The 25,811-nt window shown below is 65.6% G+C and carries 32 protein-coding genes and 1 pseudogene; 21 read left to right on the forward strand and 12 right to left on the reverse strand.

Features of this window, described 5'->3' with window-relative positions:
* Window positions 1-22 precede the first annotated feature (22 nt).
* Complete coding sequence (locus tag QFZ60_RS04165) at window positions 23-1,462, forward strand: FAD-dependent monooxygenase (RefSeq protein WP_307088434.1); 1,440 nt, start codon at window positions 23-25, stop codon at window positions 1,460-1,462.
* Between the two features lie 17 nt (window positions 1,463-1,479).
* Here the strand turns inward: QFZ60_RS04165 and QFZ60_RS04170 are convergent, their stop codons facing one another.
* A complete protein-coding gene (locus tag QFZ60_RS04170; RefSeq protein ID WP_307088436.1) occupies window positions 1,480-1,896 on the reverse strand; it encodes a VOC family protein in 417 nt (138 codons plus the stop codon).
* Window positions 1,897-1,995: 99 nt separating this feature from the next.
* Window positions 1,996-2,733, reverse strand: a complete 738-nt coding sequence (locus QFZ60_RS04175) for a GAF and ANTAR domain-containing protein (RefSeq protein ID WP_307088438.1) — start codon at window positions 2,731-2,733, stop codon at window positions 1,996-1,998.
* Window positions 2,734-2,877: 144 nt separating this feature from the next.
* On the opposite strand from QFZ60_RS04175, the gene QFZ60_RS04180 reads away from it, so the two are divergent.
* Complete coding sequence (locus QFZ60_RS04180) at window positions 2,878-4,140, forward strand: acyltransferase (protein WP_307088439.1); 1,263 nt, start codon at window positions 2,878-2,880, stop codon at window positions 4,138-4,140.
* A gap of 19 nt (window positions 4,141-4,159) precedes the next feature.
* On the opposite strand, the gene QFZ60_RS04185 is transcribed toward QFZ60_RS04180, so the two are convergent.
* The 3 genes from QFZ60_RS04185 to QFZ60_RS04195 form a co-directional block, all read right to left on the reverse strand.
* Complete coding sequence (locus tag QFZ60_RS04185) at window positions 4,160-4,888, reverse strand: cation diffusion facilitator family transporter (protein WP_307088441.1); 729 nt, start codon at window positions 4,886-4,888, stop codon at window positions 4,160-4,162.
* Window positions 4,885-5,211: a helix-turn-helix transcriptional regulator gene (locus QFZ60_RS04190; RefSeq protein WP_307088444.1), complete on the reverse strand. Its 327-nt coding sequence runs from the start codon at window positions 5,209-5,211 to the stop codon at window positions 4,885-4,887. The genes QFZ60_RS04185 and QFZ60_RS04190 overlap by 4 nt, the downstream gene beginning before the upstream one ends.
* Window positions 5,212-5,328: 117 nt before the next feature.
* Entirely contained in the window at window positions 5,329-6,861 is a 1,533-nt protein-coding gene (locus tag QFZ60_RS04195; protein WP_307088446.1) for an LCP family protein, read from the reverse strand.
* A 202-nt stretch (window positions 6,862-7,063) separates the two neighbouring features.
* On the opposite strand from QFZ60_RS04195, the pseudogene QFZ60_RS04200 reads away from it, so the two are divergent.
* Both QFZ60_RS04200 and QFZ60_RS04205 read left to right on the forward strand, forming a co-directional pair.
* Window positions 7,064-7,636 (forward strand): annotated as a pseudogene (locus QFZ60_RS04200) (FtsW/RodA/SpoVE family cell cycle protein); the annotation flags it as partial.
* Window positions 7,637-7,703: 67 nt separating this feature from the next.
* Window positions 7,704-8,303, forward strand: a complete 600-nt coding sequence (locus QFZ60_RS04205) for an FtsW/RodA/SpoVE family cell cycle protein (RefSeq protein WP_307088448.1) — start codon at window positions 7,704-7,706, stop codon at window positions 8,301-8,303.
* Here the strand turns inward: QFZ60_RS04205 and QFZ60_RS04210 are convergent.
* Both QFZ60_RS04210 and QFZ60_RS04215 read right to left on the reverse strand, forming a co-directional pair.
* Window positions 8,300-8,446 carry a hypothetical protein gene (locus QFZ60_RS04210; RefSeq protein ID WP_160141978.1) on the reverse strand — a complete coding sequence of 49 codons (147 nt, stop codon included), beginning with the start codon at window positions 8,444-8,446 and terminating at the stop codon, window positions 8,300-8,302. The genes QFZ60_RS04205 and QFZ60_RS04210 overlap by 4 nt on opposite strands.
* Before the next feature lie 336 nt (window positions 8,447-8,782).
* A complete protein-coding gene (locus QFZ60_RS04215; RefSeq protein ID WP_307088451.1) occupies window positions 8,783-9,532 on the reverse strand; it encodes an ANTAR domain-containing protein in 750 nt (249 codons plus the stop codon).
* 227 nt (window positions 9,533-9,759) lie between these two features.
* Here QFZ60_RS04215 and QFZ60_RS04220 point away from each other — a divergent pair, with 227 nt between their 5' ends.
* Together QFZ60_RS04220 and QFZ60_RS04225 are read left to right on the forward strand one after the other, a co-directional pair.
* The gene (locus QFZ60_RS04220; protein ID WP_307088453.1) at window positions 9,760-10,278 is read left to right on the forward strand and encodes a MarR family winged helix-turn-helix transcriptional regulator; all 519 of its coding nucleotides are present in this window, start codon (window positions 9,760-9,762) and stop codon (window positions 10,276-10,278) included.
* A gap of 196 nt (window positions 10,279-10,474) precedes the next feature.
* A complete protein-coding gene (locus QFZ60_RS04225) occupies window positions 10,475-10,786 on the forward strand; it encodes a hypothetical protein (RefSeq protein ID WP_307088455.1) in 312 nt (103 codons plus the stop codon).
* A gap of 142 nt (window positions 10,787-10,928) precedes the next feature.
* Here QFZ60_RS04225 and QFZ60_RS04230 read toward each other — a convergent pair whose 3' ends face one another.
* The gene (locus QFZ60_RS04230) at window positions 10,929-11,252 is read right to left on the reverse strand and encodes a hypothetical protein (RefSeq protein ID WP_142032349.1); all 324 of its coding nucleotides are present in this window, start codon (window positions 11,250-11,252) and stop codon (window positions 10,929-10,931) included.
* A 157-nt stretch (window positions 11,253-11,409) separates the two neighbouring features.
* On the opposite strand from QFZ60_RS04230, the gene QFZ60_RS04235 reads away from it, so the two are divergent.
* Both QFZ60_RS04235 and trxB read left to right on the forward strand, forming a co-directional pair.
* The gene (locus QFZ60_RS04235) at window positions 11,410-11,844 is read left to right on the forward strand and encodes an arsenate reductase ArsC (RefSeq protein WP_307088459.1); all 435 of its coding nucleotides are present in this window, start codon (window positions 11,410-11,412) and stop codon (window positions 11,842-11,844) included.
* A gap of 22 nt (window positions 11,845-11,866) precedes the next feature.
* Window positions 11,867-12,844 carry a thioredoxin-disulfide reductase gene (trxB, locus tag QFZ60_RS04240; protein WP_307088461.1) on the forward strand — a complete coding sequence of 326 codons (978 nt, stop codon included), beginning with the start codon at window positions 11,867-11,869 and terminating at the stop codon, window positions 12,842-12,844.
* Between the two features lie 51 nt (window positions 12,845-12,895).
* On the opposite strand, the gene QFZ60_RS04245 is transcribed toward trxB, so the two are convergent.
* Entirely contained in the window at window positions 12,896-13,237 is a 342-nt protein-coding gene (locus QFZ60_RS04245; protein ID WP_307088463.1) for a hypothetical protein, read from the reverse strand.
* Window positions 13,238-13,425: 188 nt separating this feature from the next.
* On the opposite strand from QFZ60_RS04245, the gene QFZ60_RS04250 reads away from it, so the two are divergent.
* Window positions 13,426-14,040, forward strand: a complete 615-nt coding sequence (locus tag QFZ60_RS04250; RefSeq protein ID WP_307088465.1) for a PAS and ANTAR domain-containing protein — start codon at window positions 13,426-13,428, stop codon at window positions 14,038-14,040.
* Window positions 14,041-14,046: 6 nt separating this feature from the next.
* Here QFZ60_RS04250 and QFZ60_RS04255 read toward each other — a convergent pair whose 3' ends face one another.
* Entirely contained in the window at window positions 14,047-14,442 is a 396-nt protein-coding gene (locus QFZ60_RS04255; protein ID WP_307088467.1) for a hypothetical protein, read from the reverse strand.
* Between the two features lie 160 nt (window positions 14,443-14,602).
* On the opposite strand from QFZ60_RS04255, the gene QFZ60_RS04260 reads away from it, so the two are divergent.
* The 3 genes from QFZ60_RS04260 to QFZ60_RS04270 are packed head-to-tail and all read left to right on the forward strand — an operon-like array spanning window position 14,603 to window position 16,311.
* Window positions 14,603-14,743 carry a hypothetical protein gene (locus tag QFZ60_RS04260; protein ID WP_307088469.1) on the forward strand — a complete coding sequence of 47 codons (141 nt, stop codon included), beginning with the start codon at window positions 14,603-14,605 and terminating at the stop codon, window positions 14,741-14,743.
* Window positions 14,727-15,035, forward strand: a complete 309-nt coding sequence (locus QFZ60_RS04265) for a hypothetical protein (protein WP_307088471.1) — start codon at window positions 14,727-14,729, stop codon at window positions 15,033-15,035. Before QFZ60_RS04260 ends, QFZ60_RS04265 begins: the two co-directional genes overlap by 17 nt.
* A 58-nt stretch (window positions 15,036-15,093) precedes the next feature.
* Complete coding sequence (locus QFZ60_RS04270) at window positions 15,094-16,311, forward strand: MFS transporter (RefSeq protein ID WP_307088473.1); 1,218 nt, start codon at window positions 15,094-15,096, stop codon at window positions 16,309-16,311.
* A gap of 61 nt (window positions 16,312-16,372) precedes the next feature.
* Here the strand turns inward: QFZ60_RS04270 and QFZ60_RS04275 are convergent, their stop codons facing one another.
* Window positions 16,373-17,551, reverse strand: coding sequence for an IS30 family transposase (locus QFZ60_RS04275; RefSeq protein ID WP_307088475.1), 1,179 nt, complete (start codon window positions 17,549-17,551; stop codon window positions 16,373-16,375).
* 137 nt (window positions 17,552-17,688) lie between these two features.
* Here QFZ60_RS04275 and QFZ60_RS04280 point away from each other — a divergent pair, with 137 nt between their 5' ends.
* Complete coding sequence (locus QFZ60_RS04280) at window positions 17,689-18,390, forward strand: triacylglycerol lipase (protein WP_307088476.1); 702 nt, start codon at window positions 17,689-17,691, stop codon at window positions 18,388-18,390.
* Here QFZ60_RS04280 and QFZ60_RS04285 read toward each other — a convergent pair.
* Window positions 18,359-19,465: an NAD(P)/FAD-dependent oxidoreductase gene (locus QFZ60_RS04285; protein WP_307088478.1), complete on the reverse strand. Its 1,107-nt coding sequence runs from the start codon at window positions 19,463-19,465 to the stop codon at window positions 18,359-18,361. The two genes, QFZ60_RS04280 and QFZ60_RS04285, sit on opposite strands and share 32 nt — an antisense overlap.
* Window positions 19,466-19,612: 147 nt before the next feature.
* Between QFZ60_RS04285 and QFZ60_RS04290 the strand changes: the two genes are divergently transcribed.
* The 8 genes from QFZ60_RS04290 to QFZ60_RS04325 all read left to right on the forward strand — a co-directional run bounded on the left by QFZ60_RS04290 (window position 19,613) and on the right by QFZ60_RS04325 (window position 25,641).
* Entirely contained in the window at window positions 19,613-20,284 is a 672-nt protein-coding gene (locus QFZ60_RS04290) for a TetR/AcrR family transcriptional regulator (protein ID WP_307088479.1), read from the forward strand.
* Between the two features lie 138 nt (window positions 20,285-20,422).
* Window positions 20,423-20,968, forward strand: a complete 546-nt coding sequence (locus QFZ60_RS04295; protein WP_307088481.1) for an alternate-type signal peptide domain-containing protein — start codon at window positions 20,423-20,425, stop codon at window positions 20,966-20,968.
* Window positions 20,969-21,043: 75 nt separating this feature from the next.
* Window positions 21,044-21,652, forward strand: a complete 609-nt coding sequence (locus QFZ60_RS04300) for a hypothetical protein (RefSeq protein WP_307088483.1) — start codon at window positions 21,044-21,046, stop codon at window positions 21,650-21,652.
* Window positions 21,642-22,289 (forward strand): signal peptidase I, encoded by a 648-nt coding sequence (locus QFZ60_RS04305; protein ID WP_307088486.1) that lies wholly within the window; start codon window positions 21,642-21,644, stop codon window positions 22,287-22,289. The genes QFZ60_RS04300 and QFZ60_RS04305 overlap by 11 nt, the downstream gene beginning before the upstream one ends.
* Entirely contained in the window at window positions 22,290-22,787 is a 498-nt protein-coding gene (locus QFZ60_RS04310; RefSeq protein ID WP_307088488.1) for a hypothetical protein, read from the forward strand.
* 310 nt (window positions 22,788-23,097) lie between these two features.
* The gene (locus QFZ60_RS04315) at window positions 23,098-23,481 is read left to right on the forward strand and encodes a VOC family protein (protein WP_307088490.1); all 384 of its coding nucleotides are present in this window, start codon (window positions 23,098-23,100) and stop codon (window positions 23,479-23,481) included.
* Between the two features lie 197 nt (window positions 23,482-23,678).
* Window positions 23,679-24,674, forward strand: coding sequence for an aldo/keto reductase (locus QFZ60_RS04320; protein WP_307088492.1), 996 nt, complete (start codon window positions 23,679-23,681; stop codon window positions 24,672-24,674).
* Window positions 24,675-24,801: 127 nt separating this feature from the next.
* Window positions 24,802-25,641 carry a gamma-glutamyl-gamma-aminobutyrate hydrolase family protein gene (locus QFZ60_RS04325; protein ID WP_307088494.1) on the forward strand — a complete coding sequence of 280 codons (840 nt, stop codon included), beginning with the start codon at window positions 24,802-24,804 and terminating at the stop codon, window positions 25,639-25,641.
* Window positions 25,642-25,811: the final 170 nt, after the last annotated feature.

Raw genomic sequence — 25,811 nt, forward strand, 5'->3', positions numbered from 1 at the left:
ATCGGCGATGGAGGGGGACGGCATGCATGACGTGGTGATTGTGGGGAGCGGGCCTACGGGGTTGATGCTGGCGGGCGAGCTGCGGCTGGCGGGGGTGGTGGATGCGGTGGTCCTGGAGCGGCGGGAGTCGCAGGAGCTGGCGGGCTCGCGCGGCGGAGGCATCCATGCGCGCACCCTTGAGCTGCTGGATCAGCGCGGCATCGTGGACAGGTTCCTGGCCGAGGGCAAGACGATGAACACCGCCACGTTCGGCAACACCCCGCTGGATCTCAGCGCGTTGCCTACACGCCATCCGTACACGCTGGCGCTGTTCCAGAACCACATCGAGCGGCTGCTGCTCCAGTGGGTGGAAGAGCTGGGCGTGCAGGTCCGGCGTGGCGTGGAGGTTACGGGCGTGCAGGAGGACGACGGCGGTGTGGACGTCCGGCTCGCCGCCGTCGGACCCGTGCGGGCCCGGTACGTTGTGGGCACCGACGGCGGGCGCAGCGCGGTGCGGCGTTCGGCCGGCATCGCGATGGTGGGCCCGGACGCCACCCGGAGCAGCCTGATCGCGGAGGTGAAGGTGGCCGGTGAGCCTGTCCAGCACGGAAAGGTGGACGCCCGCGGCATCCACGGGCTGTACCCGATGGGGGACGGCACCGTCCGCGTGGTGGTGACAGAGGCCGTGCTGGGTCCGGCCACCGAGCCCACGCTCGCGGACCTGCGGCAGGCGCTGACGGAAGTATTCGGCACCGACTTCGGCGTGCACAGCCCCACCTGGCTCTCGCGCTTCACTGACGCAACGCGCCAGGCGGAGTCCTACCGGAAGGGCAGGGTGCTGCTGGCCGGCGACGCGGCGCATGTCCACTCACCCACGGGCGGGCTGGGCATCGGCCTGGGCGTGCAGGACGCCGTGAACCTCGGCTGGAAGCTGGGGCAGGTGGTGCGGGGCGGTTCCGGCGGGGAACTGCTGGACACCTATCACGCCGAGCGCCACGCGGCTGGGGAGCGGGCACTGAAGTACAACATGGCGCAGTCCCTCTTCCAGAAGGCCGATCCCCGCCAGGAGGCCCTGCGCGACCTGCTCGGCGACGTGCTCCGCGTGGAGGGAGCGGGCGAGCCCATTGCCGCCCTGGTCACCGGGCTCGACGTCGCCTATGACTTGGGACCCGGCCACCCGCTCCTGGGTCGCCGGATGCCGGACCTGGACATCACCACCACTGCCGGGCCGGTCCGGGTGTTCGGGTTGCTGCACCAGGCCGAGCCCGTGCTGCTGGACTTCGGCGGCCAGGAGGTGGGTGCGGACCTTTCCAGCGGGAGGGTCCGGCACGTCCAGGCAACGTACGACGGCGCGTGGCAGCTTCCCGTGCTGGGCGCCGTGCCGGCACCTACTGCAGTCCTGGTCCGGCCGGACGGGTACGCGGCCTGGGTTGGGGAGGGCTCAGCGGACGGTCTTGCCGAGGCGCTTGAGACCTGGTGCTGAGCAGCCGGCCAGCCGGGTTACTGCTTGGGGCCGGCGATGTTGACCAGCCACTGGACGCCGAACTTGTCGGTGCACATGCCAAAGGTGTCGCCCCAGATGGCTGTTTGCAGCGGCATGGTGACGGTGCCGCCGTCGGACAGCTTCTCCCAGTAGCCCCTCAGTTCTGCATCGTCATCGCCGCTGAGGGAAACACTGAAGGTGTTTCCGGGCGTGTAGTCCATGCGCTGCGGGGTGTCCGATGCCATCAGCGTGAGCCCCGTCGGGGTGTCCAGCTGCGCGTGCATCACCAGTTGGTCTTCGGAAGGATCCTGGCTGGCCTGGAATTCAGTGAACGTGCCGATGGTCAGTTCGCCGCCGAAGACGTCCTGATAGAACTCCATGGCTTCACGGGCATTGTTGCGAAAGCTCAGGTAGGGATTGAGTTGCGTGGGCATGCGGAGACTCCTTAGAAGGCGGACACCATTGTCGGCACGCGCCATGCTAACAGGGCACTCCGTCAGCGGGAAGGGGATCGAGGGGCCGGAACGGAAGCCTTAGTCGTCGAAGTAGGCTTCCGCGGCTCCTTGGCCTGCAAACCGGTCCACCAGCGTTTGCGCGAGATCGTTGAGCTTCTGGTTCCTGGTGTTGGAAGCGTTGCGGAGAAGCTGGAAGGCAGCATCCTTGTTGCATTTGCTCTGGGCCATGATGATCCCGCAAGCGAGGTCAATGACCGTCCTGGTGTCCATGGCCGCTTTCAGGTGCTCGGCACGCTGGTCCGCCGACACAATCCGGACGGCGAGCCGCAGTGCTTTTCCGGCCATCCCGGCAAACCTGACCCCGTCGGCCACCGCCTGCTCACTGAAGCGCCCGCTGACCGGAGCGAAGAAATCCAGGACCGCGCCGGCGTCGTCATCCAATTTCATGGGGATGCCGAGGGCACTGGCGATCCCCGCCGCGGACAGGGCACTTCGGTAATCCGGCCAGCGCCGGTCGGACGAAACATCCCCCAGGAGGACGGGAACGCCGCTTTCCAAAGCGTCCACGCAGGGGCCATCCCCAAGGGTTTGTTCAATCCGGTCAAGCACTATGGCCGTACCGCTGCTGCCGCCAATGGTGGCTGAGCGCTTGCGCCGGTGCAGCGTCACAGCACATTCAATCGGCACTCCTGTGGTGGCGCTCATGGCGGCTGCCGCAACCTCCGTCAGGCCATCGAGGACAGATTTGATGTCCTCCATGCCGGCGATCAGGTCCACAAGCTGTTCAAGTTCGTCTGCCATGTCCTGATTCACCATCTGTTCAATCTAGGAGCAGCAGCCACCGGCCACAAGGGACGAATATATGGACCGCCTGCCAGCGTTCGTCCAGTATTCGTCCAGCGCAGTTATGGAAACGTTATATATAATTGCTTAGTGGTTTTGAGGTCAAGCAGTGAAATTTTGCCAGCACAGGAACGCCCGGCGGGGCCCGGAACAGGGCTTATCACCGGACGCAAGCATGCCCTGGACGGGCTCCGCACCGTCGCCGTGGCAGGCGTGTTCTTCTTCCACACGGCCACCGACTCAATGCCGGGCGGATCGATCGGCGTGGACGTGTTCTTCACGCTGAGCGGCTTTGTCATCACGCTGCTGATCATGAAGGAACGGATCGCCACCGGCCGGCTGCACCTGGGCATCTTCTACGCCAAGCGCCTTGCCCGGCTCTGGCCGGCGCTGCTGGCACTCTGTGCAGTGATCGTCGCCGTCGGATTCGTGTTCCCCGCCTCCGGGTGGGGCGGGCAGGCGGGCTTCGTTCTTCCGGCCGCCGCCTACGTGATGAACCTGGCGCACTTTGGCCTGTTCGGCGATTCCATTGCCGGTGAAACCCTGGGCCCTACCTGGACCCTCGCCGTCGAAGAGCAGTTCTACCTCGTGTGGCCGCTGCTCCTGCTGGCGATGCTCCGATTCTTGAAGGTCCGCACCGCAGCCCTGGCCACCGCGGCCCTGGCCGCCTTCTTCGTACTGAACCGGTTCCTGCTGGTCAACGCCGGCGAGCCGCTGGACCGCATCTACAACGGGCCGGACACCCGGGCGGACGAACTGCTGATCGGCTGCGCGCTCGCCCTCCTGTTCACCGCCGTGCGGCAGGGTTCCCGGCTGCACGCGGCCCTGGCATCCGCCTCCCGCTGGGGCGCCCCGCTGGCCGGCATCACCCTGGTGGCCGCCCTGTTCCTGCTCAAGGAACCGGACACCCCCGGCGACTGGTTCAATCTCTTCTGGACATTCGGGCCCGCAGGGCTGGCCTTGTTGTCCGCGGTGCTGATCGGCTCCCTGGTGCTCCAGCCGGCCGGCTTCCTCTCGCGCATCCTGAGCCATCCCTGGCTGGCGCGACCCGGCCGCGACCTGTCCTACGGCATGTACCTCTGGCACCTGCCGGTCTACCTGCTGCTGATGCCCCTGATCCCGGCGCTGCCGCTCCGCATCGCGCTGACCGCAGCCCTCACCGTGCTGCTGGCATACGCGTCCTTCCGCTTTGTTGAGCGGCCGCTCAGGCGCTGGGCGAACGAAAGGCTGGAGCCCGCCGTCGTGCGTTCACCTTCCGGGCCTTCACCTGCTGGGCCTTCCGCTGCTGGGCCTTCGACGCCGGGGCCTGCCGCCACGGCAGGTGCTCCTGCCAACCAGCGGGCGGCGGAACCCCAGCCTGCGGGCCAGCTGACCAACTAACGCAGTCCCAGCTGCGGCGTTAGTCCTTCCGGAGGGCGGGCATACCCAGGGACTGCGGCCGGGCGTCGCTGGAGCAGTCGGGGCAGCAGCCGGTGTTTTCGGCTTCGTTGGCCTGCGCATGCGGAACAGCGCAGCAGGCGTCGCCGCGCCAGGCGTTGATGCCTTCACGCACGGCAATGCCGGCGATCACCAGCGCCGCTCCTGCATCGGCCCACCACCATCCCAGGGTGCCGTTCAGGACCAGGCCCACCAGCAGCACGGCCGAGAGGTAGGTGCACAGCAGCGTCTGCTTGGAATCGGCCACCGCCGTCCGCGATCCAAGTTCCCGGCCCGCGCGCCGCTGCGCCCAGGACAGGACCGGCATGACGGCCAGGCTCAGCGCCGCAATGACGATGCCGGACAGGGAGTGCTGTGCTTCCCCGCCGCCCGCCAGGGAGCGAATTGAATCGACGGCCACGAAGGCGGCCAAGGCGAAGAACGAGATGGCGATAATCCGCAGGGTCAGGTGCTCGCGCCGCTCCGGGTCCTTGGCCGAGAACTGCCAGGACAGCGCCAGTGCGGAGGCCACCTCGATCACCGAATCCAGGCCGAAACCGATCAGGGCGGAGGAATCAGCCACGCCACCCGCCCACAACGCCACGATGGCCTCGATGACGTTGTAGGTGATGGTGGCTGCCGCGAAAAGCCTGATCCGGCGGCTCAGCACCTGCCGGCGCTCGGTGGTGGGGGAGTGGAGTGTGCCGGTCATGCGAAGCACTCCCCGTCCGGGGCGCAGCAGGCCGGGTCCACCGCGAGGACAACGTTGATCAGGTCCTTGATGGCGTGGCCAATCCGGTTATCCGCCAGCTCATAGCGGCTCCGGCGCCCGTCCGGAACCGCAACCACCAGTCCGCAGCCGCGCAGGCAGGTCAGGTGGTTGGACATGCTCTGCCGGGACACCCCCAGGCTGTCCGCTAGGTCGGAAGGATAGGACGGGGCTTCCGCGAGTGCCAGCAGCACGCGGGCGCGGGTGGGGTCCGACACGGCGTAACCGAAGCGCGCCAGCACCGGAGCGTGGGTGAGGGTCTGCATGGTCTTAAAGTACAGCGTCTGATGTATTCAGGCAAAGGTGAACTCTCCGCGAGATGACATTTCGCGGCGGTGCCGGTGCCCGGGATTGCCGTCCACTGTCATCTCGCGCGCGGCCAGCTACCCCAGCGGGTTGGCGGACTGGCAAGTCTGGTCGCTGCCCGTCTGGGCCACCACGCCACCGGCGGAGTCGGCGGACGACGGCGGCGCGGCCGGTTTGGTGCCCGTGGCAAAGTCCGTGCCGGCGTACAGTTGCACGCCCTGGATGTTCGCCACCTGCTGGATGCTGCCTGCCGGCAGGCCGAACAGGGCCGCCACGTCCGCCGCGACGTCCTCGAACCCGGCCGAGTAGTAGACCATGGTCTTGTCCTGCGCCTGGGCCTGAAGCTTGGCCAGGTTGGTGAAGCCGGCATCCGAGAGCAGGCCGGCGATGGCGTTGCTCCGGCCTGTCACACCGGTGCCGTTGGCAATGGAAACGGGCTGCAGTGACTTGTCGTAGGCGGGCGCCGCGGGAGTGGCGGGCGTCTCCGTGGGCCCGGTCGGGACAGGCTGGCTCAGGTCCGGGCTGTTGCGCAGCGCCGTGAAGAAGTTGGAGGCCGCCGGTTCATCCAGTGCCAGCCGGTTGGGGTCCTCAGGCGCCGGCATGGTGGGTGCGGTAATGAAGTTGATGTTGGCCGGATCGATGTTCTTCAGCCGGTTGGCGATGGTCAGCAGCGACGGGACGGAGGACAGCCCCGAGTCGACCGTCAGGTTCCTGGTGATGGTATCGGCGATAGTGAGGGTCTTCTGCGGGTTGCCCAGGGTGCCCTCGGACTTGAGCTTGCGGCTGAGCGAGGCCAGGAAGCCCTGCTGGGCCTGGATGCGCCCCAGGTCCCCGCCGTTGGCGAAGGCGTGCCGGGTGCGCAGGAACGCCAGGGCCTGTTCGCCCTGCACCTGCGAAGTGCCGGCAGACAGGTTCAGTCCGCTGTCAGGATCGTGCACGGCGTCGCTGACGCAGACCTCCACGCCGCCCACGGCATTGGACAGTTCCTTCACGGCGTTGAAATCGGCCATCATGAAGTGGTCCACTTCCAGGCCGGTCAGCTTGTTCACGGTGTCCACGGCGCAGCCGATGCCGGCCTGTGCCATGGCGCTGTTGATCATCACGTCCTGTTGCGCGGGATAAGACTGGTTGGTTTTGGGGTCCTTGCATTTGGGCACGTCCACCAGCAGGTCACGCGGGAAACTAACCACATTCACATGCTTGTTGTCAGCGGAAATGTCCAGCAGCATCATCACATCGGACTGCCCGTACCCGGAGGAGTCCTCCGCTGCGCCGTACTGGCTGTTGCTGCCGTCCCTGGTGTCGGAGCCCAGGACCAGGATCTGCAGCCTGTCCGTGCTGTCGTTCACGGCCCCTTCGGTCCGCTGCCCTCCGGCCGTCAGCTCAGAAGAGCTGATGTTGGACTGCAGGCGCCACGCCCAGTAGCCGCCGAAGGCTACGGCGCCCAGGAGCAGCGCGGACACCACGGCGGTAAGCGCCTTGAGCCAGCGCGGGACGCGGCGGACAGGCCGACGGCGGCGCAGACTTTCGGCGTACAGGTCGCCTTGGCCGGGGTAGGCGGCGGGGGAGCCAACCTGATCCGGGCCGGGGGATTTTCTGGAACCGAACACGGCAAAATGACCTTCGGGAGGGGACGGATTTCCGCTACCCTACAGGCCCAAGCTGGAAATTCCCCAAGAACGGCAGCCCCGCCATCGCGCCGCACCGTGCGTAGATCGGCAAAGGGCGTACTCTTTTTTCTCGGCGGTACCCGCCCCGGTGATGGGCCCGGCCATGGGGGAAGCCCTGCTGTGCAGGTTGAGGAACGGACAGATGAATACAGGACAAAAGCAGCGCGTGACGGGCCGTCCTGCCCGGCGCGGGCTCGGCAAACTGGCGTTGTGGCTGGAGGATGACTCCCCAGGACGCCTCCGGCCCCTGATCCTGGCGGTGGTCCTCACGCTCTCGGCGATCGGACTCGTGGAGGTGGCATCGGCGTCGTCCGTGGAATCCGTGGCGGCCGGAAACAATCCGTACGATCTTCCGCTCAAGCAGGCCATGTGGACCGTGGCAGGCGTGGTGATCATGCTTGTGCTGGCGCGGATGCCCGTACGTCGGATCCGGTGGCTGGGCTGGCCGCTGCTGATCGGCTCCCTGGTTGCCCTGGTGCTGGTGTTCACGCCGCTGGGCATGTCCGTGAACGGCAACCGGAACTGGCTGAGCGTGGGTGGTTTCACCGCGCAGCCGTCCGAATTCGCCAAGCTCTCGCTGATCGTGTGGGCCGCCGGCATCCTGGACCGGAAACAGGCCCTGCTGGCCAATTGGAAACATGCCGTTGTTCCGCTGGGTCCCGCGGGCGGACTGATCATGCTGATCGTGGGGCTGGGACACGACCTGGGCACCACCATGATCATCATGATGATCCTTGCCGCCACCATGTTCTACGGCGGGGTCCGGATGAAAGTATTTCTCGGTGGCCGGGCTGATCTGCGTGGTGGCAGCCCTGCTGCTCGCGGCCACCAGCGGCAACCGCATGGGCCGGATCTCGTCCTGGCTGGGCATGGGATCGGAGGAGGACGCGCAGGGAGTGGGCTACCAGGCGCAGCACGGCGCCTACGCCCTGGCCTCGGGCGGCTGGTTCGGCGTGGGCCTGGGACAGAGCCGGCAGAAGTGGAACTGGATACCGGAAGCCCACAACGACTTCATCTTCTCGATTCTGGGCGAGGAGCTGGGCCTGGCCGGCACGCTGCTGGTGCTGGTCCTGTTCGCCATTTTGGCCATCGCCGTGTTCAAGACCATCGCACGCACCACGGACACCTTCTCCAGGATCGTGGCCTGCAGCGTGATCACCTGGATCCTGGGACAGGCGGTGATCAACATCGCCATGGTCAGCGGCCTGCTGCCGGTGATCGGCGTGCCGCTGCCGTTCATCTCCTACGGCGGATCGGCCATGGTTTCGTCGCTGGCCGGCGTCGGGGTGATCCTGGCGGTGACGCGACCGGGAGGAGCGCTGCCACGCCCAGCCAGCAAGAACCGCGCAGTCAACAAAAGCAGGGTGCTCTCTAAAACCTAGGCGACCGCCCCGGCGATCTCGGGGCACTCAACGCAGCGGACGTCAGCAACCAGGGCGCCGGCGTCATCCTTTTGGAAGTGCGTGACGTGATTGGTGGTCCTGCCGCAGGTGGGGCAGAAGCTCTGGCTTTGTTTTGTCCACATGCATGAATAATACGGAACGCCCCGACAAAGAGAAGATCGCGGACCAAAGTATGTGGATCACCGCAGTTTTCCTTTACCGGATCTTGACCGAACCTGCTGGCGATCCTTCAGGGAACGCTGAGTTTCGCCGCATAGGTTGGGCTCATCAGGCAGTTCGGAAGGAGCGCAGGACAATGACCATCACCGATTACTTCGTGGCTCTCGGCGGCATGCTGGCTTCACTCGGGTGTGCAGGGCTGGTGGCGGCAGGCCTCATCCGGTTCCGGGCGCGGCACTAGGTAGGGCAAGAGCGCGGCTTAGGGACAAGAGCGCGGCACCAGCATTCCGCCGCAGTTCTTATGCGATGGCCGGGGGCTCGAACCGTGTTACCGGCGCGCCGCTGGGCAGCGACCTGAGGAGGCTTTCCGCAACGCTGCGGACCTTCAGGTTGCGGTGCCGTGAGGTGCCGGCGAGCTTGCCGAACGCCTCCGCATAGGAACAGCGGTTCTGTGCCATCAGCACGCCGCAGGCAACGTCGATGCTGGTCCTGCTCTCGAGAACCTGTTTCAGGTTGTCGCCTGCGCGGATGACGCCGTGCACATCAAGGGCCAGTTTCAGGCTGTGCGACGCCACCCCGGCGAACCACGCGGCCTCGTCAACCACCTTGCCATTGAAAACGTAGTTCGCCGGTCCCAGGAACACGAGTGTGCCGGCAGAGCCGGGCTGCAGTTCCAGGGGAACGGCGAGGGCCGCGCCAAAACCTCTGTCCGTCAACCGCCTCCGGTACGCCTGCCACCTGGCGCCGCCCGGGTTGATCACTGCCGGTCCAAGCAGTGCCGACGCGATTGCTGCGGGATCTTCACCGGTTTCGTCGTCTAATGCCAGGGAGGCCGCGGCCGGCGTGCTCCCGGCGCTGGCAGGACAGGACCGCTGACGGTGCAGCACGGCGGCGCACTCAATGGCGATTCCGGCCGTGGTGCTGATCCAGCGGGCGGAGGCATCGGCGAGCTTCTGCAGGGACGCCGCATCGTCGTCGGCCCCTGTCATCAGATCCAGCAGGAACCCCTGCCGCTCGGGCTCCGCGTTGTTTGCCGGGCCACCTGCCACCCTGCACCCCCGTCTTGTCACGCCCCTCGGCGGTGGTGCCTCGGGTTTCATAGAAACTTATTGGCCCGGCCGGAGGAGGGCACGAGTAGCGGGTACTCTACTTTTCCCCCGGCTACGTGCGCAGGTACTTGCTTGCGCTCTTCATCATTGTGGAGGTGGCGGTGGAACAAGTCGGCTAACATGGGTTTGTTAGACAGTCAAGCAACTAGGATATCGAAGGAATTCGCATGAACCCGGATGGTACAAGCGAAGGCTACTGGTACCCATGGCCAAAGGGCGCGCAGCCCGGAGCCGTCGACGTCATCAACGCCCTCCGCAAGTTCCGCAGCTCGGAAAGCTCCATGCGGCGGCGCACCCGCTCTTCAGCTGCTATGGGGGAGACGGACCTCCTGGCTCTCCGTTACCTCATCGATGCAGAAGCTGCCGGGGTGGGAGTCCGCCCTACCGAACTTGCCGGCCGACTGGGGATTACCTCCGCGTCCATGACCAGTCTCGTGGACCGGCTCGTGGCCAGTGGCTACGTGACGCGCGTACCCCATCCTTCAGACCGGCGGGCCGTCATCCTTCGTCCCACCCCCGGAGCGGACGGGGAAGTCCGGGACAACCTCAACCAGATGCACCAGCGCATGCTTGAAGCTGCGGAATCGCTGTCTCCGGAAGAGCTTAAGGCAGTAATGCACTTTCTGGTGTGCATGAGGCAAGCCCTGGACTCCGTCGATAGCGAGCCTGAGATTACTGCACGGTAGACAATGGCGTAATCCTAGTTAGACTAGCTACATTGTTAGTTAACTATCGGACGGGCGGGTTTCTATGACTGCAGTACTTGAGCCTCACGCGCCGGGGCAGCCAACCCGCGCCGGGCATTACGAAGAATCTAGTCTTCAACCGGCACCAGTAGCTGTGCTTGATGAGCCCGCGGCCCCATTTTACTGCGGGTCAGCCATGACGGCCGTTCCCTTTCCGATAGCCTCCCTGGGATGGGCGCCGCTGGAGCTTGCCTCGACGGAATGGTCCTGCAGCTGCGGCTACATCATGGATGGCGGACCTGTCGGTGATCCGCTGGAAGCCGTCCGGTTGGCCTCGGCCGGGGTGGAGAGCCTGCAGTGGGAGCTCGATGCGGCGCAGGAGCGGTTCGGGAGCGTACTCCGGAATGCTGCGGAGCTGGGAGCCGGGCATGACGCGCTGAGCAGGGCAGCCGGCCTCACCGTTGAGGAGCTCCAGGACATCCTGGACGCGGACGTGCAGTTGCTGTAATCCGGAAAAAGCCCCGCCGGCCCCGAAGTGCAGCCATCCGTTTGTTCAGATGCAGCTGCACTTCGTGCCGTCGGAGCGAAAAAGAAGCGGTGGGTCGGCCCGTTCTGGCCCGAAAACTGGGCTCGGCGAGGGGCCGGAAAATTTATGCGGCCAGGCGGCCTGCCGTTTGGCGCCGATGTCGGCGGTCGGCCAGCACGCTGATGGTGCAGGATGCCTGGTCCGGATCGATTTTGGCGGGCAGGTGCCTTGTTTCAGAGCAGGCGCGGAGCATGTCCAGCGCTTCCTGGTCCACCCAGGCGCTGGAAATGTCCAGCTCCAGGTCCAGGCCGCCCTTGAGGGAGTTGGCACGCTTTGCCACGACATAGAGGGCGTTGATGCTGTGAATGGTGATATGCCCCGTTGCAATCACCTTGGCCTTGCTACGGTCCAGATCCACCCGGACCACGATGTTCAGCTTAGAGTTCAAGTTGTAAAGCCTTCCCCGGCATTGGCTGCGACGCTGCAGCTTCTTGCATGGCCTGTTTGCTTAAGCCTCAACTAGATTAGGCAATTAGTGTGATCCACGCAACACGGGTGACGTTTATTACACCGAACGCAGTTTCCCATCAGTTTGAGGAGTACCCATGAGCACCGACCCCACAGGAAAGCCGTCTGTCCTCTTTGTCTGCGTCCACAACGCCGGCCGGTCGCAAATGGCTGCCGCCTTCCTCACCTCCCTGTCCAGGGGCGCCGTCGAGGTCCGTTCGGCCGGGTCCCAGCCGGCGGACAAGGTCAACCCGGCCGCCGTCGAGGCCATGGCCGAGGTGGGCATCGACATGTCCGCCGAGGTCCCGAAGGTACTCACCACCGAGGCAGTGAAAGAATCGGACGTGGTGATCACCATGGGCTGCGGTGACGAGTGCCCGTTCTTCCCGGGCAAGCGTTACGAGGACTGGGTGCTGGAGGATCCGGCCGGCAAGGGCGTTGACTCCGTCCGTCCCATCCGTGACGAGATCAAGGCACGCGTTGAACAACTGATCACCGAACTCCTGCCCGCGCAGCACGCGGACGCCCAGTAGTACCGCCACCTAAGGACAATTCATGAGTAAAGAGCAGTTGATCATCATCGGGTCCGGCCCCGCCGGCTACACCGCCGCCATCTATGCCGCGCGCGCCGGCCTGAACCCGCTGGTCCTGGCCGGGTCCGTCACCGCCGGCGGCGCGCTGATGAACACCACCGAGGTGGAAAACTTCCCGGGCTTCCCCGGCGGCATCCAGGGCCCGGAGCTGATGGACGGGCTGCAGCAGCAGGCGGAAAGGTTCGGCGCGCGCATTGAGTACGACGACGCCACGTCCGTTGAGCTGAAAGGTTCCCTCAAGCGCGTGGTCACCGGCGGCGGAGAGACCTACGAGGCACCGGCCGTCATCCTGGCCACCGGCTCCGCATATAAGGAACTGGGCCTGCCGGAGGAGAAGAAGTTCAGCGGCCACGGTGTTTCCTGGTGTGCCACCTGCGACGGGTTCTTCTTCCGGGACCAGGACATCATCGTGGTGGGCGGCGGCGACTCAGCCATGGAGGAAGCCACCTTCCTGACCCGGTTCGGCAAGACCGTGACCGTGGTGGTCCGCAAGGGTGAACTGCGCGCCTCCCGCATCATGGCCCAGCGCGCCAAGGACAACCCCAAGATCCGCTTCGCCTGGAACTCCGCCGTCACCGCCATCCACGGCGACGGCAAGGTCACCGGCGTCACCCTCACGGACACCCGCACCGGCGAGACCCGACACCAGGATGCCACCGGCATCTTCGTGGCCATCGGACACCTGCCCAGGACCGAGTTGGTGGCAGGCCAGGTGGACCTGGACGAGGAAGGCTACATCAAGGTGGACGCCCCCACCACGTGCACCAACCTGACCGGCGTCTTTGCCTGTGGCGACGCCGTGGACCACCGCTACCGGCAGGCCATCACCGCCGCGGGCACCGGCTGCGCCGCGGCCCTGGACGCCGAACGGTTCCTGGCCGCACTGGATGACGCGGCCAGCATCGCCACCGCACTCGTGGAAGAACCCACGCACAGCTGAGTTGCTGCTGCCCGGGCACCCACGGTTGCCCGGGCAGCACGCTGCGCAGCGTCAGACGACTTCGGGAAGCCGCCCGGTTAAGACTGAAACTGGAGCTGCAGACCAGCGCTCCCGCTCCGGCTCGTAGGAGATCACCATCGACGCGTCGCTCTCGCGTGCCTCGTCGATGGCCAGCAGCAGGGCGTCCTCCATGTGCCTGGCGTATTCCAGCCGCTCCGGCATGGACCCCTGCAGTCCGCCGTCGTCAATCAACGCGTGGCCCTTGCCGTCCACGATGACCTTCAATGAATACCCCTGGTCCTCATAAAGGGACCCGCGGGTGGATGAAATCTCGGTGACCCGATCCGCCCGGACCAGCCCGTTGCCCAGCGTCCGGATCCATGCCTCACCCATGAATTGACCTTCCCTTGGATTGGGACGCGGTTCAGCACCCCATAAGGCGAACGCTACTCCTCCACGCGGCTTTTGTGACCCCCTAATCCGCGTCCTGACGCAAGCGATCAGGGCACATTAGGGGCGCCGGGTTCAGCTACTCTTATGCCAGAAGGCCGCCCGGGGTGGGCGATTGTTGGGAGGCATGGATGTGGTCGAAGTTGGATGCGTACCTCTTCCCGCTGCCCGCTGCCGCGGTCTGTCCTTCAGGGACCTTTGAACTGGACGTCGCTTCCGGAAACATGCAGTGGTCCGAGGGCATTTTCGGGATTCACGGGCTGCGGCCGGGTGATGTGGTGCCCACCTTTGAGGTGCTGATGGCCCACAAGCACCCGGTGGACCGGGAGCCGGTGCGGGCCCTGTGGGCGGACCTGCTTGAGGGCGGCGGCCAGGGCGCACTGCTGCACCGGATCATGGATGCCCGGGGCAGGGAGCGGCGCGTTTTTTCGGCCATCCAGGCTGTCGCCGCGCCTTCCGGACGGGTGGAGCAGGCACGCGGCTTCATGGTGGATGTGACCCAGAGCCTGCGCATCGAGTCCCAGCATGCCGCGTCCGAGGCCATCGAGGGCGCGTTCGGGCACAAGGCGGTCATCGAGCAGGCGAAAGGCATGGTCATGGCCCTGCGGAGCCTGGATGCCGAGGCGGCGTTCCAGGTCCTTGCCACCAGGAGCCAGCACGCCAACGTCAAGCTGCACCTCGTGGCAGAAGAGTTGATCAGCGCGGCGGCAAACGGCAAGGCCAGGGAAGTGCTGGAAGGGTACTGATTCCGGCTAACCCATGACCTGCTGGTTCACCCACCGCTCCAGCGGGGGCACCAGCAGCAGTACCGCCACACCGGCCACCATCAGGACGTGAACGAACACATTCCACGCCGTGGTCCCGGCTGTTTCGCCCCCGCCAATGGCCGCGAACCAGAACGGCACCAGCGCCACAAGCCCAAGGGCCGCCGAAGCCAGGGCGGCGTATTCCCACCAGCTCCACCGGGCAAACAATCCCCACGTGGCAATCAGGAATCCCAGCACGGTCAGCAGCGCGAGCATCATGGTGATGTTCCACCAAATGCTGGACGTGTTCACGCCGCGCGTGGCGAACGAGGGCGTGATCCACAACCAGCTGCTCCCAGCCATCAAGAGGGCGATGCCGCCCAGGGTGCGAAGAGTAAACATTGCCATCACCTCCACTAACAGCGTGGTTGGCAGGCGGGGCGGCGAAAAAGGGCCGAACGGCCAGTGTTCGGGATTGGGTATCCCGGACGGATGGGCAACGGGGAGGCCGGGGGGACCTTCGGCACTTCTGGGCATGGCTGGTTTGCCGGACCCTGTTGGCATGGCGGACAGGACAACCACCCGGCCCAGCGGCAACCTCGGCTCCGCCATCGTCAACGCCCTGCTGCTGTACGGGATTAACATCTGGCCGGGGTGTGCAGGTGCTGCCGTTCCTGACAGCGGACATGGACCGGGCCGTTGACCTCATCAACGCGTCCCTGATCGCGGGCATCATCGTGAACCTGGTCTGCGTGGTGATCCGTGCCCGTGCCCTCCTGGCACTGGGCAACATTGTTGTCATGGGCTTCGGGGTGGCCGCCGTGCTGCGCCTGTGGGAGGTCTTTCCCTTCGACTTCGGCGACGGCTGGTCCGGCTGGCCGGTGGTGGTGCGGGTGCTCCTGGTGCTCGGCATCGTGGGCTCCGTGATCGGCGCCGTGGTGGAAGTGGTCAATCTGTTCCGCGCCCTGGCAGGGTTCGAGCCCAAGGCCCGGTGAGCTTTTCCCGGTTGGGTCAGGTCCTGCCGTGTGAAGGGGCGGCCATAGGATAAATCTGATGACTTCCCCGGATGACTCCCCGCCCTTCAGCCTGCGCAGCATTGCCGTGGCCGCTTTCGGGCCCACGCTGCTCTACGGGATCGGAACCGGGGCCATTCTTCCGGTGGTGGCATTGTCTGCCCGCGACCTGGGCGCCTCGGTGGCCGTGGCAGCGTTGATCGTCACCCTGATCGGGCTGGGTTCCTGGTTCTTCAACCTGCCCGCGTCCCTGGTGACCCTTCGCTTCGGCGAACGCTGGTCCATCGTGGGCGCCGCCGTCGCTGCAGGCCTGGCGCTGGCAGCCGCAGCCACCTCCGCCGTGGCCCCAAACGGACTGTTGCTGCTCGCGGTGGCGATGGCCGTCGTCGGGATGTCCGGGGCGGTGTTTGGCCTTGCCCGGCAGAAGTACCTCACCGAGGCGGTCCCGGTGGCGTTCCGCGCCCGGGCGCTGTCCACACTGGGCGGCGTGAACCGCATTGGCGTGTTCATCGGCCCTTTCGCAGGAGCCGCCGCGATGCAGTTCTTCGGCATCGCCGGAGCCTACTGGGTGGGGGTGGTGGCCATGGCAGCCGCCGCGCTGCTGTCCCTCACCATCCCGGACCTTGCGACGCCGGATGTCCCCCTGGGCGGGCACGCGGGCCCCCAGCCCACGCTTCGGAGCGTGGCGGTGTCGCATGCCGGCGTGTTCCTTTCGCTGGGCGTGGGCATCCTGCTGCTCAGTGCGCTGCGGTCTTCCCGGCAGGTGGTGATCCCGCTGTGGGCGGACTATCTGGGCATGGATGCCACTTCCGCCTCCCTTATCTACGGGCTCTCCGGCGCCATCGACATGCTGGTGTTCTATCCCGCCGGGAAACTGATGGACCGCAAGGGGCGGCAGTGGGTGGCGGTTCCGTCCACGCTGCTCATGGGTACGGCGCTGCTCCTGATCCCGCTGGCCGGCTCCTTCGTGGGGCTGCTGCTGGCGGCACTGCTGATCGGCTTTGGCAACGGCATCAGCTCCGGGCTGGTGATGACCCTGGGCGCCGACTTCTCGCCGGACCGCGGCCGCGGCCAGTTCCTGGGGCTCTGGCGGTTCATGGCGGACGCCGGCTCCACCGGCGGCCCCGTCCTCCTCTCCGGGGTGACCGCGCTGGCCTCCCTGGGTCCGGGGATCTCAGCCACGGGCCTGCTGGGGTTCGCGGCGGCGGCCGTGTTCGCCGTCGTCATTCCCCGCCTGAAGCACCGCCGCAACTACTAGTTGCTCCATCACTTCTGGTCCCTAAACAGGTGGCGGATTCAAGTGGTGGTCGCAACACGTCCTATGCGGCTGATTCTTCCAGAATTTGCTGGAGGACTTGTGCGGGTTTCTTCCAGCCGAGGGTTTTGCGCAGGCGGCCGTTGAGTCCGGCGGCAGCGTAGTCGAGGTCTTCGGGCGTGACTTTGGTGAGGTCCATGCCTTTGGGGAAGTACTGGCGCAGGAGTCCGTTGGTGTTCTCATTCGTGCCGCGTTGCCAGGGTGAGTGGGGGTCGCAGAAGTAGACGTCCGCTCCGGTGGCGATCCTGACGCGTTCATGAATGCCGACCATCTCCGCGCCCTGGTCCCAGGTCAGGGACCGGCGCAGCTGAGCCGGCAGCGTAGGCAGGGTTTCCTCGATAGCGGCCAGTACCTGCTCGCCGGTGTGCCCGTTGGGCAGGTGCAGGAGCATCACGAAGCGGCTGCTGCGTTCCACGAGTGTTCCGATCGCCCCGGTGCCGGGGGTACCGATGATCAGATCGCCCTCCCAGTGTCCGGGAACAGCCCGGTCATCGGCCTCCGCGGGGCGTTCGCTGATCAGTAACTCTTTCGGGACCCGGGGCTTTCGGTTCCCGGCCCGCCGGTTCGGTTGGCGCACGGCCCGGCCCGTCCGCAGGGCAGCGGTGAGCTCGGCCTTCAGCCCGCCGCGGCCTTGGATATAGATGCACTGATAGATCGTCTCGGGGCTGATGCGCATGCTTTCATCATCGGGGAAATCGATCCGCAGCCGGGCGCTGATCTGTTCGGGGGATAACCGTTCCCGGGCCGTCAGCATCCCGGCAACGTAGAGTGCCAAGGCCTCGTTAACGGCCAGCTTCCGGGTCTTGGGCCTGCGTGCCAGCTTCTGCGCCCGATTCTGCGCCGAGGACGCCAGATAAGGGCGTTGGCCACCGTTGCGGATGTTGCGGCCCAGTTCCCTGCTGATCGACGAGGGGCTCCGGCCCAAACGCCGGCCGATCTCACGCACCCCACACCCGGCCGCCCGCCAGACCGCAATCAGCTCGCGTTCACGGAAGGACAAGTACCGCCGGCAGGCAGGCCTAATTGCAGGATTCACCCCACCATGCTGACGGACGATCACCCGAGCCGCTGACGGAGAAAGACCGGCAGCCTCCGCGGCCAACTCATCAGACGCTCCAGAAGACCTCGCCTCCCAGAAAATCCGAACCACCTCACGCAACACCTCAGGCCGACCAAAACCCATGACAACACCCCAATCACTCAGGTGTTGCAACGACCCCTTGAATCAGCCGGTGTTTTAGGGACCAGATCTGATGGAGCAAACGCGTGTTTGCGGGCCGGATTGCTGGGTAGTGCGGGTGGCGAGGATATTCTCGACACATGAGTGATCCCGGCGCCGAGGCCCGCATCAGTCCGCTGCAAAAAGCCGTGTGGTGGGCCCAGGACTATGCCTACGCCGCGGGCTGGCAGGTCCGCGGATTCCTGTCGCGGGTGAAGCCGGAGTCCTTCCGCACCGGCAACCGCGCGCCCGTGCTGATCATCCCCGGCGTGTATGAGAACTGGCAGTTCATGATGCCGCTCATCCACGCCGTTCACGACGCCGGACATCCCGTCCACGTGGTCACGGTGCTCCAGCGCAACAAGATGAAGGTGCCGGACGCCGCGAAGCTGGTGGCCCAGCACCTGGAGGAAGCGGGGCTGCGCGATGCCATCCTGGTGGCGCACAGCAAGGGCGGCCTGATCGGCAAATACGCCATGCTGTCCCTGGACCCGGAGCACCGGATTGACCGAATGATCGCCGTGTGTGCGCCCTTCTCCGGCTCCCGCTATGCCCGGTACATGCTGCTGCCCAGCCTGCGGATCTTCTCGCCAAAGAACGCCCTGACGCTCCAGATGTCGCGCGAGCTGACCATCAACAGCCGCATCACCTCCATCTACGGGCCGTTCGATCCGCACATTCCCGAACGGAGCATCCTGCCCGGGGCCACCAACATCGAACTGCCTGTGGCGGGGCATTTCCGAATCCTTGGCGACCCCGCCACCGCCCGGATCATTGTGGAGCAGCTGAACCTTCCGGCCTGAGTTTGGCGGCTGTTTCCGTTGCTGCGATGTGCCGTGCGATGAAGGCCGCATCCCTGCCCACGCCATGGACCATGGAGGAGGCCAGCGACTGCTGGAAGATGGCGCCCAGGAAGTACAGTCCCTGCTGCGCCCTGGCCACGCCGCAGTCCTGTTCCGGCCCGCCGTCCGGGCCGAACACCGGCAAGTGGATCCAGCCGAGGTCCGGGCGGAAACCGGTGCACCAGATGACGTTTGCCACCTCCAGGGTCCGCCCGTCCGCGAGCAGCGGCAGGCCGTCTTTGCTGCCTTCCGTCCTGGGAACGCGTTCGACGCCGGCACGCACCAGGTCGCGGTTCTTCACCCTGACCAGTGGTCCGCTGTGCGCGAGGATTTGGGGCCGGGCCTTGCGGCCCATCGGCGTGTTCAGCGTCAGGATATGGGAGAAGGCGAAGAAGACGGCGAGGGTGAGTGGCCGTGCGGCCACGGCGTCGATGGGCCAGGGGATTTCACCGGGGTGCCTGCCGGAGAGATGGGTCTTTCGGGTGGCTGCCAGCTCCAGCGCGATATCCGCACCGGAGTTGCCAGCACCGACCACCAGCACGGGGCCTGCTGCGAGCTCTTTTGGACTCCTGTAGCTGGCCGCCGTCAACTGGTGGACGGCCGGGTTGAGGTCCTGGGCGAACGCCGGCACTTTGGGCTTCCGGTCCCAGCCGGCGGCGACCACCACGTTGTCCGCTTCGAAGTGCCGGCCCTCGGCTTCGATGGCGAAACTGTGTCCGTTGTGGCTCAGGCTGGTCACCCGGACGTTGTTCCTCACCGGCAGTCCGTATTTTTCCGCATAACTGCTGAGGTAGTCGGCGAACTCCTCCCGGGACGGGTAGGACCACGGCGGCGCGGGGTAGTGGCTGCCGGGAAGTGCATCGTAACGTGCCGGCGTGAACAGCCGGAGGGAGTCCCAGCGGGTACGCCAGCTGTCACCCGTCCTGGCGTTCTCGTCCAGGATCACGAAGGGACGCTTGAGGCGGGAGAGGTGGTAGCCCATGGCCAAACCTGCCTGGCCGCCGCCGATCACCACGGTGTCGAAGTGCTCTGACATGACGCCCTGCCCTTCCGCCCTGGGCCTCCTATTCGTGCGACCGCTGCGCTTTGCCGTTGCTTCACCACAGCTTTGTCACCGCCGGTCCAGGCTTCCTGCTAAGATTCATCCGAATACACTTCGGATGAAATCAGGGTAGGCCTGCCGATGAATGCAGTCAATGCCCCGGCACGCCGCTATCACTCGCCACGGCGCAAGGAACAGGCGGCAGCCACCCGCGACGCCGTCCTGGCTGCTGCCCGTGAGCTCTTCGTGGGGGAGGGCTACCGTTCCACCACCGTGGCTGGCATCGCACGGAGGGCAGGGGTCGCCGTCGACACCATTTACGCCGCCATTGGCCGCAAGCCGGACCTGCTGCGGGAAGTGGTGGAAACAGCCATCTCGGGGACCGGCCAGGCCGTACCGGCGGAGCAGCGCGGCTATGTGATCCGGATGCGGGAAGCGACAAGTGCAGCTGAGAAGATCCGGATTTATGCGCAGGCTTTGGCAAGGATCCAACCCCGGCTGGCTCCTGTATATGTGGCGCTCCGCGACGCAGCCGGCACCGATCCGGACTGTGCTGCACTCTGGAAGGAAATTTCCGACCGGCGCGCGGCCAACATGCTGAAGTTCGTCGAGGATCTTGCAGCCACGGGGGAACTGCGCACCGACCGCCCGGCCGCCGAACTCGCCGACGCCGTCTGGAGCATGAACGGGCCCGAATACTGGGTGCTGTTGGTGGACCAGCGCGACTGGAGCCCTGACCAGTTCGCCGGCTGGCTCAGCGATGCCTGGTGCCGGTTGCTGCTCGAGGCTCCGCAAATGAGCGAATTTGAATGAAACCGCAGGTCAGACGCGTGTTGAACTTTCAAATAACTTGAGCTTTCGTTGACCTTTTACCCCCTCCCTTCCTGAGGTTGGCCGGGCAATGTTGTCCCCAGTTAGACCAACACACCACAAAGTCTGAGGGGACACACCATGAAGAACAGCACTCTGATCAAGGGAACCGCAGCCATCGCCGTTGGCGCAGCATTATTGCTGGGCGGCGGCGGGACGCTGGCCGCATGGAACGACCAGGCAACCGCCGCTCCTGGCAGCATCGTTTCGGGCGATCTCAAGATTGGTCTGAACAGCACCCCTGGTGTCTGGACGGATCGCGTCGGCACCGACATCACCGCCAAGATCAAGGACGGCACGTACTTGGTAGTTCCCGGTGACCTGCTCACCTTCAGGCAGGATCTGGATGTGACGCTTTCGGGAACCAAGATGGCAGCGAACATCACCGCAAGCGGTGCAAATGCTTCCAACGGATTCGTGGGCGACAGTGTCATCGTTTCGGCGCCAGTACTGACTCTCGGAGCAACTGATGTTGTTGCTAATCCGCTCACCACCTCCAAGAAGGTCACCGCAACCATCACATTCGAGTTCAAATCCGGGACAACAGGCCGGGTGGATACCAACAAGACGTACAACTTCAACAACGTCGAGTTCGCGCTTTCCCAGGTGCTCCAGGCGGGGGCCTAGCAATGCCTGGACGGGTGGCTGAAACGCCGCCCGCCTAGAGCGACCGAAGCAGGGGACCAGGACCAGGAGGACACCATGCGCATCAAGCGCAGGCTGCAGGCGGCAGCGCTGACCGCCGTCGCAGTGGTCCTGGGCCTGTTCACAGTGCAGGGAACCTACGCGCTGTGGAGTGCGGCGGCGGCCGCCTCCCCGGGAACCGTTACGTCGGCGTCGTTCGATACGGCGCTGACGGCGGTCAACACCGGACAAACAACCGCCATGACGCTCGGGAACGGAACTGCCGCCACCCTAACCCTGTCACCGGCAGGAACGCTTGGGCCGGGCACCTCGGTCTACGGCGGTGTGGTGGTCACCAACAACACCAACGCCGGCGGCCTGTTCAACACGGCCATTACGGCAAGCCAGCCCACCCTCGCGAACATCAACGGCGGAAGCCTTGCCGGCTACGTCAGCGTCAGCGCCAAAACGGCCGCTGCCTCCGCCGAATGCAGCACCACCACAGGCTTCGCGTCGATCAGTACCGCCGGGCTGGTCTCGCCCACGGTAGCCAAAGGCGCTTCCACGGTCTTCTGCTTCCAAATCAGTCTCAGCACCAGTGCCCCATCCACAGTGAAAGGACAAGCAGTGAACATCTCGCTCCAACTCACCGCACGTCAGCTCTGCGGGGTGCCAAGTGGCTGCTGACCTGACCGAACGCCTGCTGTGCGGCGACGACGATCCCAGGGAAACGCAGAACGGGACGAAGGCGACGACCACGAAGCAGCGGGGACGCAGGCGCACCGCCGCCTGGACCGCCGTCGGACGTTTCCTGAGCATGGCTGCCATGCTGGCGGCACTGTTTGCTGCGTTGGTCCTGATCGTGGTGCCGGTGGCGACGGGCTCGCAGACCTATACGGTGCTGACCAACTCCATGGCGCCGAAATACCCGCCGGGCACGTTCATGGTGATGAAGCCCGCGCCGTTCGACCAGCTCAAGTACGGCGACGTCATCACCTTCCAGCTCTATTCGGGCCGGCCGGAGGTGGAAACGCACCGGATCGTCGGGTTTGGGTCCACCCAGCAGGGCGAGAAGACACTGATCACCAAGGGCGACAACAACGGCGCCACCGACGAGAATCCCGTCCGCGCCATCCAGGTCAAGGGCAAGCTGTTCTATGCCGTTCCCTACGTGGGTTTCGTGGCGAACTTCCTGGGCAACTCGGACCGGGGGATATGGACGGTCATCGCGGCCGTGGCCCTCATCGGCTACGGCGCCATCACCATCTACAAGTCGGTCCGCAAAACCCGTTCGCGTGACCACTTGGCTGGCGGGGACGTGTAAATGGCACGGTTTACAAATCTTCCCGGTGCGGGTCCCGCCCTCGGAGCCTTCGTACTTACGGTGCTTCTGGGCGTAGGTGGCGCCTCGGCGTCGGCCCTCTGGCAGCAGAGTGCGACGGCCACCATGACCGTCACTGGGTCCGGCGCCTGGCCGTCGGCGCCGTTCTCGCAGTTCACCTGTTCCAATGACAACCCGCAGAAGGTGGCAACCCTGACGGCCGTCGCGCTAAAAGTGCCCGCCACCCTGACCTACGCAGCCCTGCAAGCAAACGGAACCTACGGACCTTCGTATACAGAATCCGTAGCCCTGGGTACAACAAGCACGGTAACCCTGACGATTACGTCGCAGATCGTCCTGGCAAACCGCACGACCACCCCGCTGACAGTCCGCGTAACGGCCACCTACGCGGACCAGACCCAGACGATAGCCACGGCCAAGGTTGCCCTGGAGCAGGGCAACAACAGCGACAAGGTCATCTGCTTGTCCGCGACCCCTTAGATATCGGGCGACAGCACGCCAGCTGGGCGGAAGAAGGTGCCGCGGCAATACCCCCAACGCAGCGGCGCCGCCTCCCGCCGAGCTGGTTCTAGGCGTTCGCGACACACATATTCACTTTCGACCCGCAGGTCCCATTTCGCCCCCGATATGCGGGCCGCGGAGGGGAAGATGCGCCTCGAAACCGAGGATGCGCGTCGAGGGCGGATGTGCGCATCGAAGGTGAGGTGCGTGCGGAAGCTGCCTGCCGTCGTCGTAATTTGCCGCCCGTGTCTGCCCACAGGCAGGCGGCGGCCGTCCGTACACTGGCACCATGTCATGCCGCATCAGCGAACTGGTCCTGAACTGTGCCGACCCGGAACTGCTTGCGCGGTTCTGGAGCGATGTCCTGGGGTATGTGGAGATCGACAGGGAGGACGGTGCGATCGAGATCGGGCCGCCTGACGCCGGCTTCGGCGGCCTGCAGCCCACCATCTTCCTGAGCCCCAGCAGCAATCCGCGGGTGGGAAGGCTTCCGCTGCATATCGACGTCAACCCGGTGGACCGCGACCAGGATGCGGAACTGGAACGCCTGCTGGCCCTCGGTGCGCGGCCAGCCGACGTGGGGCAGACCGGCGATGAACAATGGCACGTCCTGCAGGACCCCGAAGGCAACGAATTCTGCCTCCTGCGTAAGCGGCTCGATCCCATAGCCTGAGGCCGTAGCGGGAGAGGGGTGGAGGTGTGCCGGGCGGCGCCCACTTCAAGACGCCGCCCAGGCACCTGCAACTATTCCCGGCCTGGCTCAAGCTATGGGGCACCAATTCCTCAAGATTTGCTCAAAACATCACCGCCACGCGTCCTTCCGTGTTACGGCAAGGGAGGACGGAACTGCCACAGCGAACAGGAGCACACATGCACAAGCGCACACTCGGCCGCGGCCTGGAGGTTTCTGCGATCGGACTTGGCTGCATGAGCATGACCGGCGGCTACGGCAGCACGCCGGAGCGGAAAGACATGGTGGCTCTGCTGCGGGCGGCAGTGGACCGTGGCGTCACCTTCTTTGATACGGCCGAAATCTACGGGCCCTTCGCGAACGAGGAACTGGTGGGGGAGGCCCTGGCCCCCTACCGGGACCAGGTGGTGATCGCCACGAAGTTCGGCTTCGACATCGACCCCGCGGCCCGCAAGCCCCGCGGCAACGTCACCAGCGATCCCGGGCACATCCGCGCCGCAGTGGAGGGCTCCCTGCAGCGGCTCGGCGTGGAGGCGATCGACCTGTACTACCAGCACCGGGTGGATCCGAACGTTCCCATCGAAGACGTTGCCGGCGCCGTCAAGGAACTCATCGAGGCGGGCAAGGTGAAGCGCTTCGGCATGTCCGAGGCCGCAGCGGGAACCATCCGGCGCGCCCACGCCGTCCAGCCCGTCACCGCCGTCCAAAGCGAATACTCCCTCTGGTGGCGCCGCCCGGAGGAAGAGGTCCTGGGTGTTTGCGGGGAACTGGGCATCGGCTTCGTCCCCTACAGCCCGCTGGGGCGGGGGTTCCTGACGGGGACGCTGGACGCATCCAGCACGTTCGACGGCGGCAATGACGCACGTGCCAGCATCCCCCGTTTCGGGCCGGACGCCATGGCCCACAACCAGGCTTTGGTGGACGCTGTGCGCAGCATCGCCCGGGACAAGGGGGCGACGGCGGGGCAGATCGCCCTGGCCTGGCTGCTGGCGCAGAAGCCCTGGATTGTGCCCATCCCCGGAAGCCGGAGACTGGACCGATTGGAGGAGAACATTGCGGCCGCGGACCTGGTCCTTACTGACGCGGAGCTGGCCGGGCTGAACGGCCTGATCGCCGCGATTCCCGTCCATGGCGCCAGGTATGCGGAGGACGCGGAGGCCCGGACCAACCTCTAGATCCACTCCATTCCGGCACCCGGCAGTGACGCCAATGACATGTGATTTTGACCTGCCTGAAACATTCCGGGGCCCGGGCTCTTATACGCTTATCTGAGAGATTTTCCCGGAAGGATTGCAGCAGCACATGGAAACCACGGACGCCGTCGTAAAGCCCGTCATCGGCCTCAGCACCTACCTTGAGCAGGCGGGTACTGCCGGCTGTGGTGACGTCAGTGCCGCGTTCCTGCCGGAAACCTACCTTGCCCCCATCATCGCTGCCGGCGGGATCCCCGCGCTGCTTCCGCCGCAGCCCGTGGCGGCAGGGGTCATCGAAGTGCTGGTAAGCCGGCTGGACGGCCTGCTGATCCCCGGCGGCTGGGACGTGGATCCTGCCCTGTACGGCCAGGAACCCCACCCTGCCACCGACCAGCCGCGGCCCGAACGCGACGCCTGGGAACAGGCCCTGATCCGCGAGGCCATCCGCCAGGACATTCCGCTGTTGTGCATCTGCCGCGGTGAGCAGCTCCTGAACGTCACCCTCGGCGGCACCCTGCACCAGCACCTGCCGGAAGTGGTTGGCCATGGCCAGCACCAGCTGGGCGGCTTCCAGTACAACCGGATCCCGGTGGAAGTGCGGCCTGAGTCGCAGCTCTCACAGCTCATCGGGGCCGACGTCCAGATGGTTCCCGTGGCCCACCACCAGGCAGTGGACAAGCTCGGAGACGGCCTGGTTGCCTCGGCCTGGACAGAAGAGCAGGTGGTGGAAGCGATTGAATACCCCGCAGCCACGTTCGCCCTTGGCATCCAGTGGCATCCCGAGGAGCTCACCGAGGACTACGCGCTGTTCCAGGGGTTCGTCGAAGCAGCCCGGGCCAAGTACCTGACCCGCCTGCGCCCGGCAGCGGCGCCGTCCGTTGCGGCCGTACCCGCTTCATTCCTGCAGGATTCCACGCCGGCAATGTCCGTTCACCCGGAAGCTTTCTGACCTGCGCTGACACGCGAAACGGAGGCCAGCCAACGCCGGGTCCGCACTGGTCCGGCTTGCAGCAAGGAAATAAGCATGCTTACTATGTGAAGGTAAGGTGAAGCAGCCGCCCTACGGCTAGCTGACCTTGGGAGCTGTTGTGGCTGACCTGACCCAAAACCTCTTGGAAT

This window comes from Arthrobacter sp. B2I5, from assembly GCF_030816735.1.
Lineage (GTDB): Bacteria > Actinomycetota > Actinomycetes > Actinomycetales > Micrococcaceae > Arthrobacter.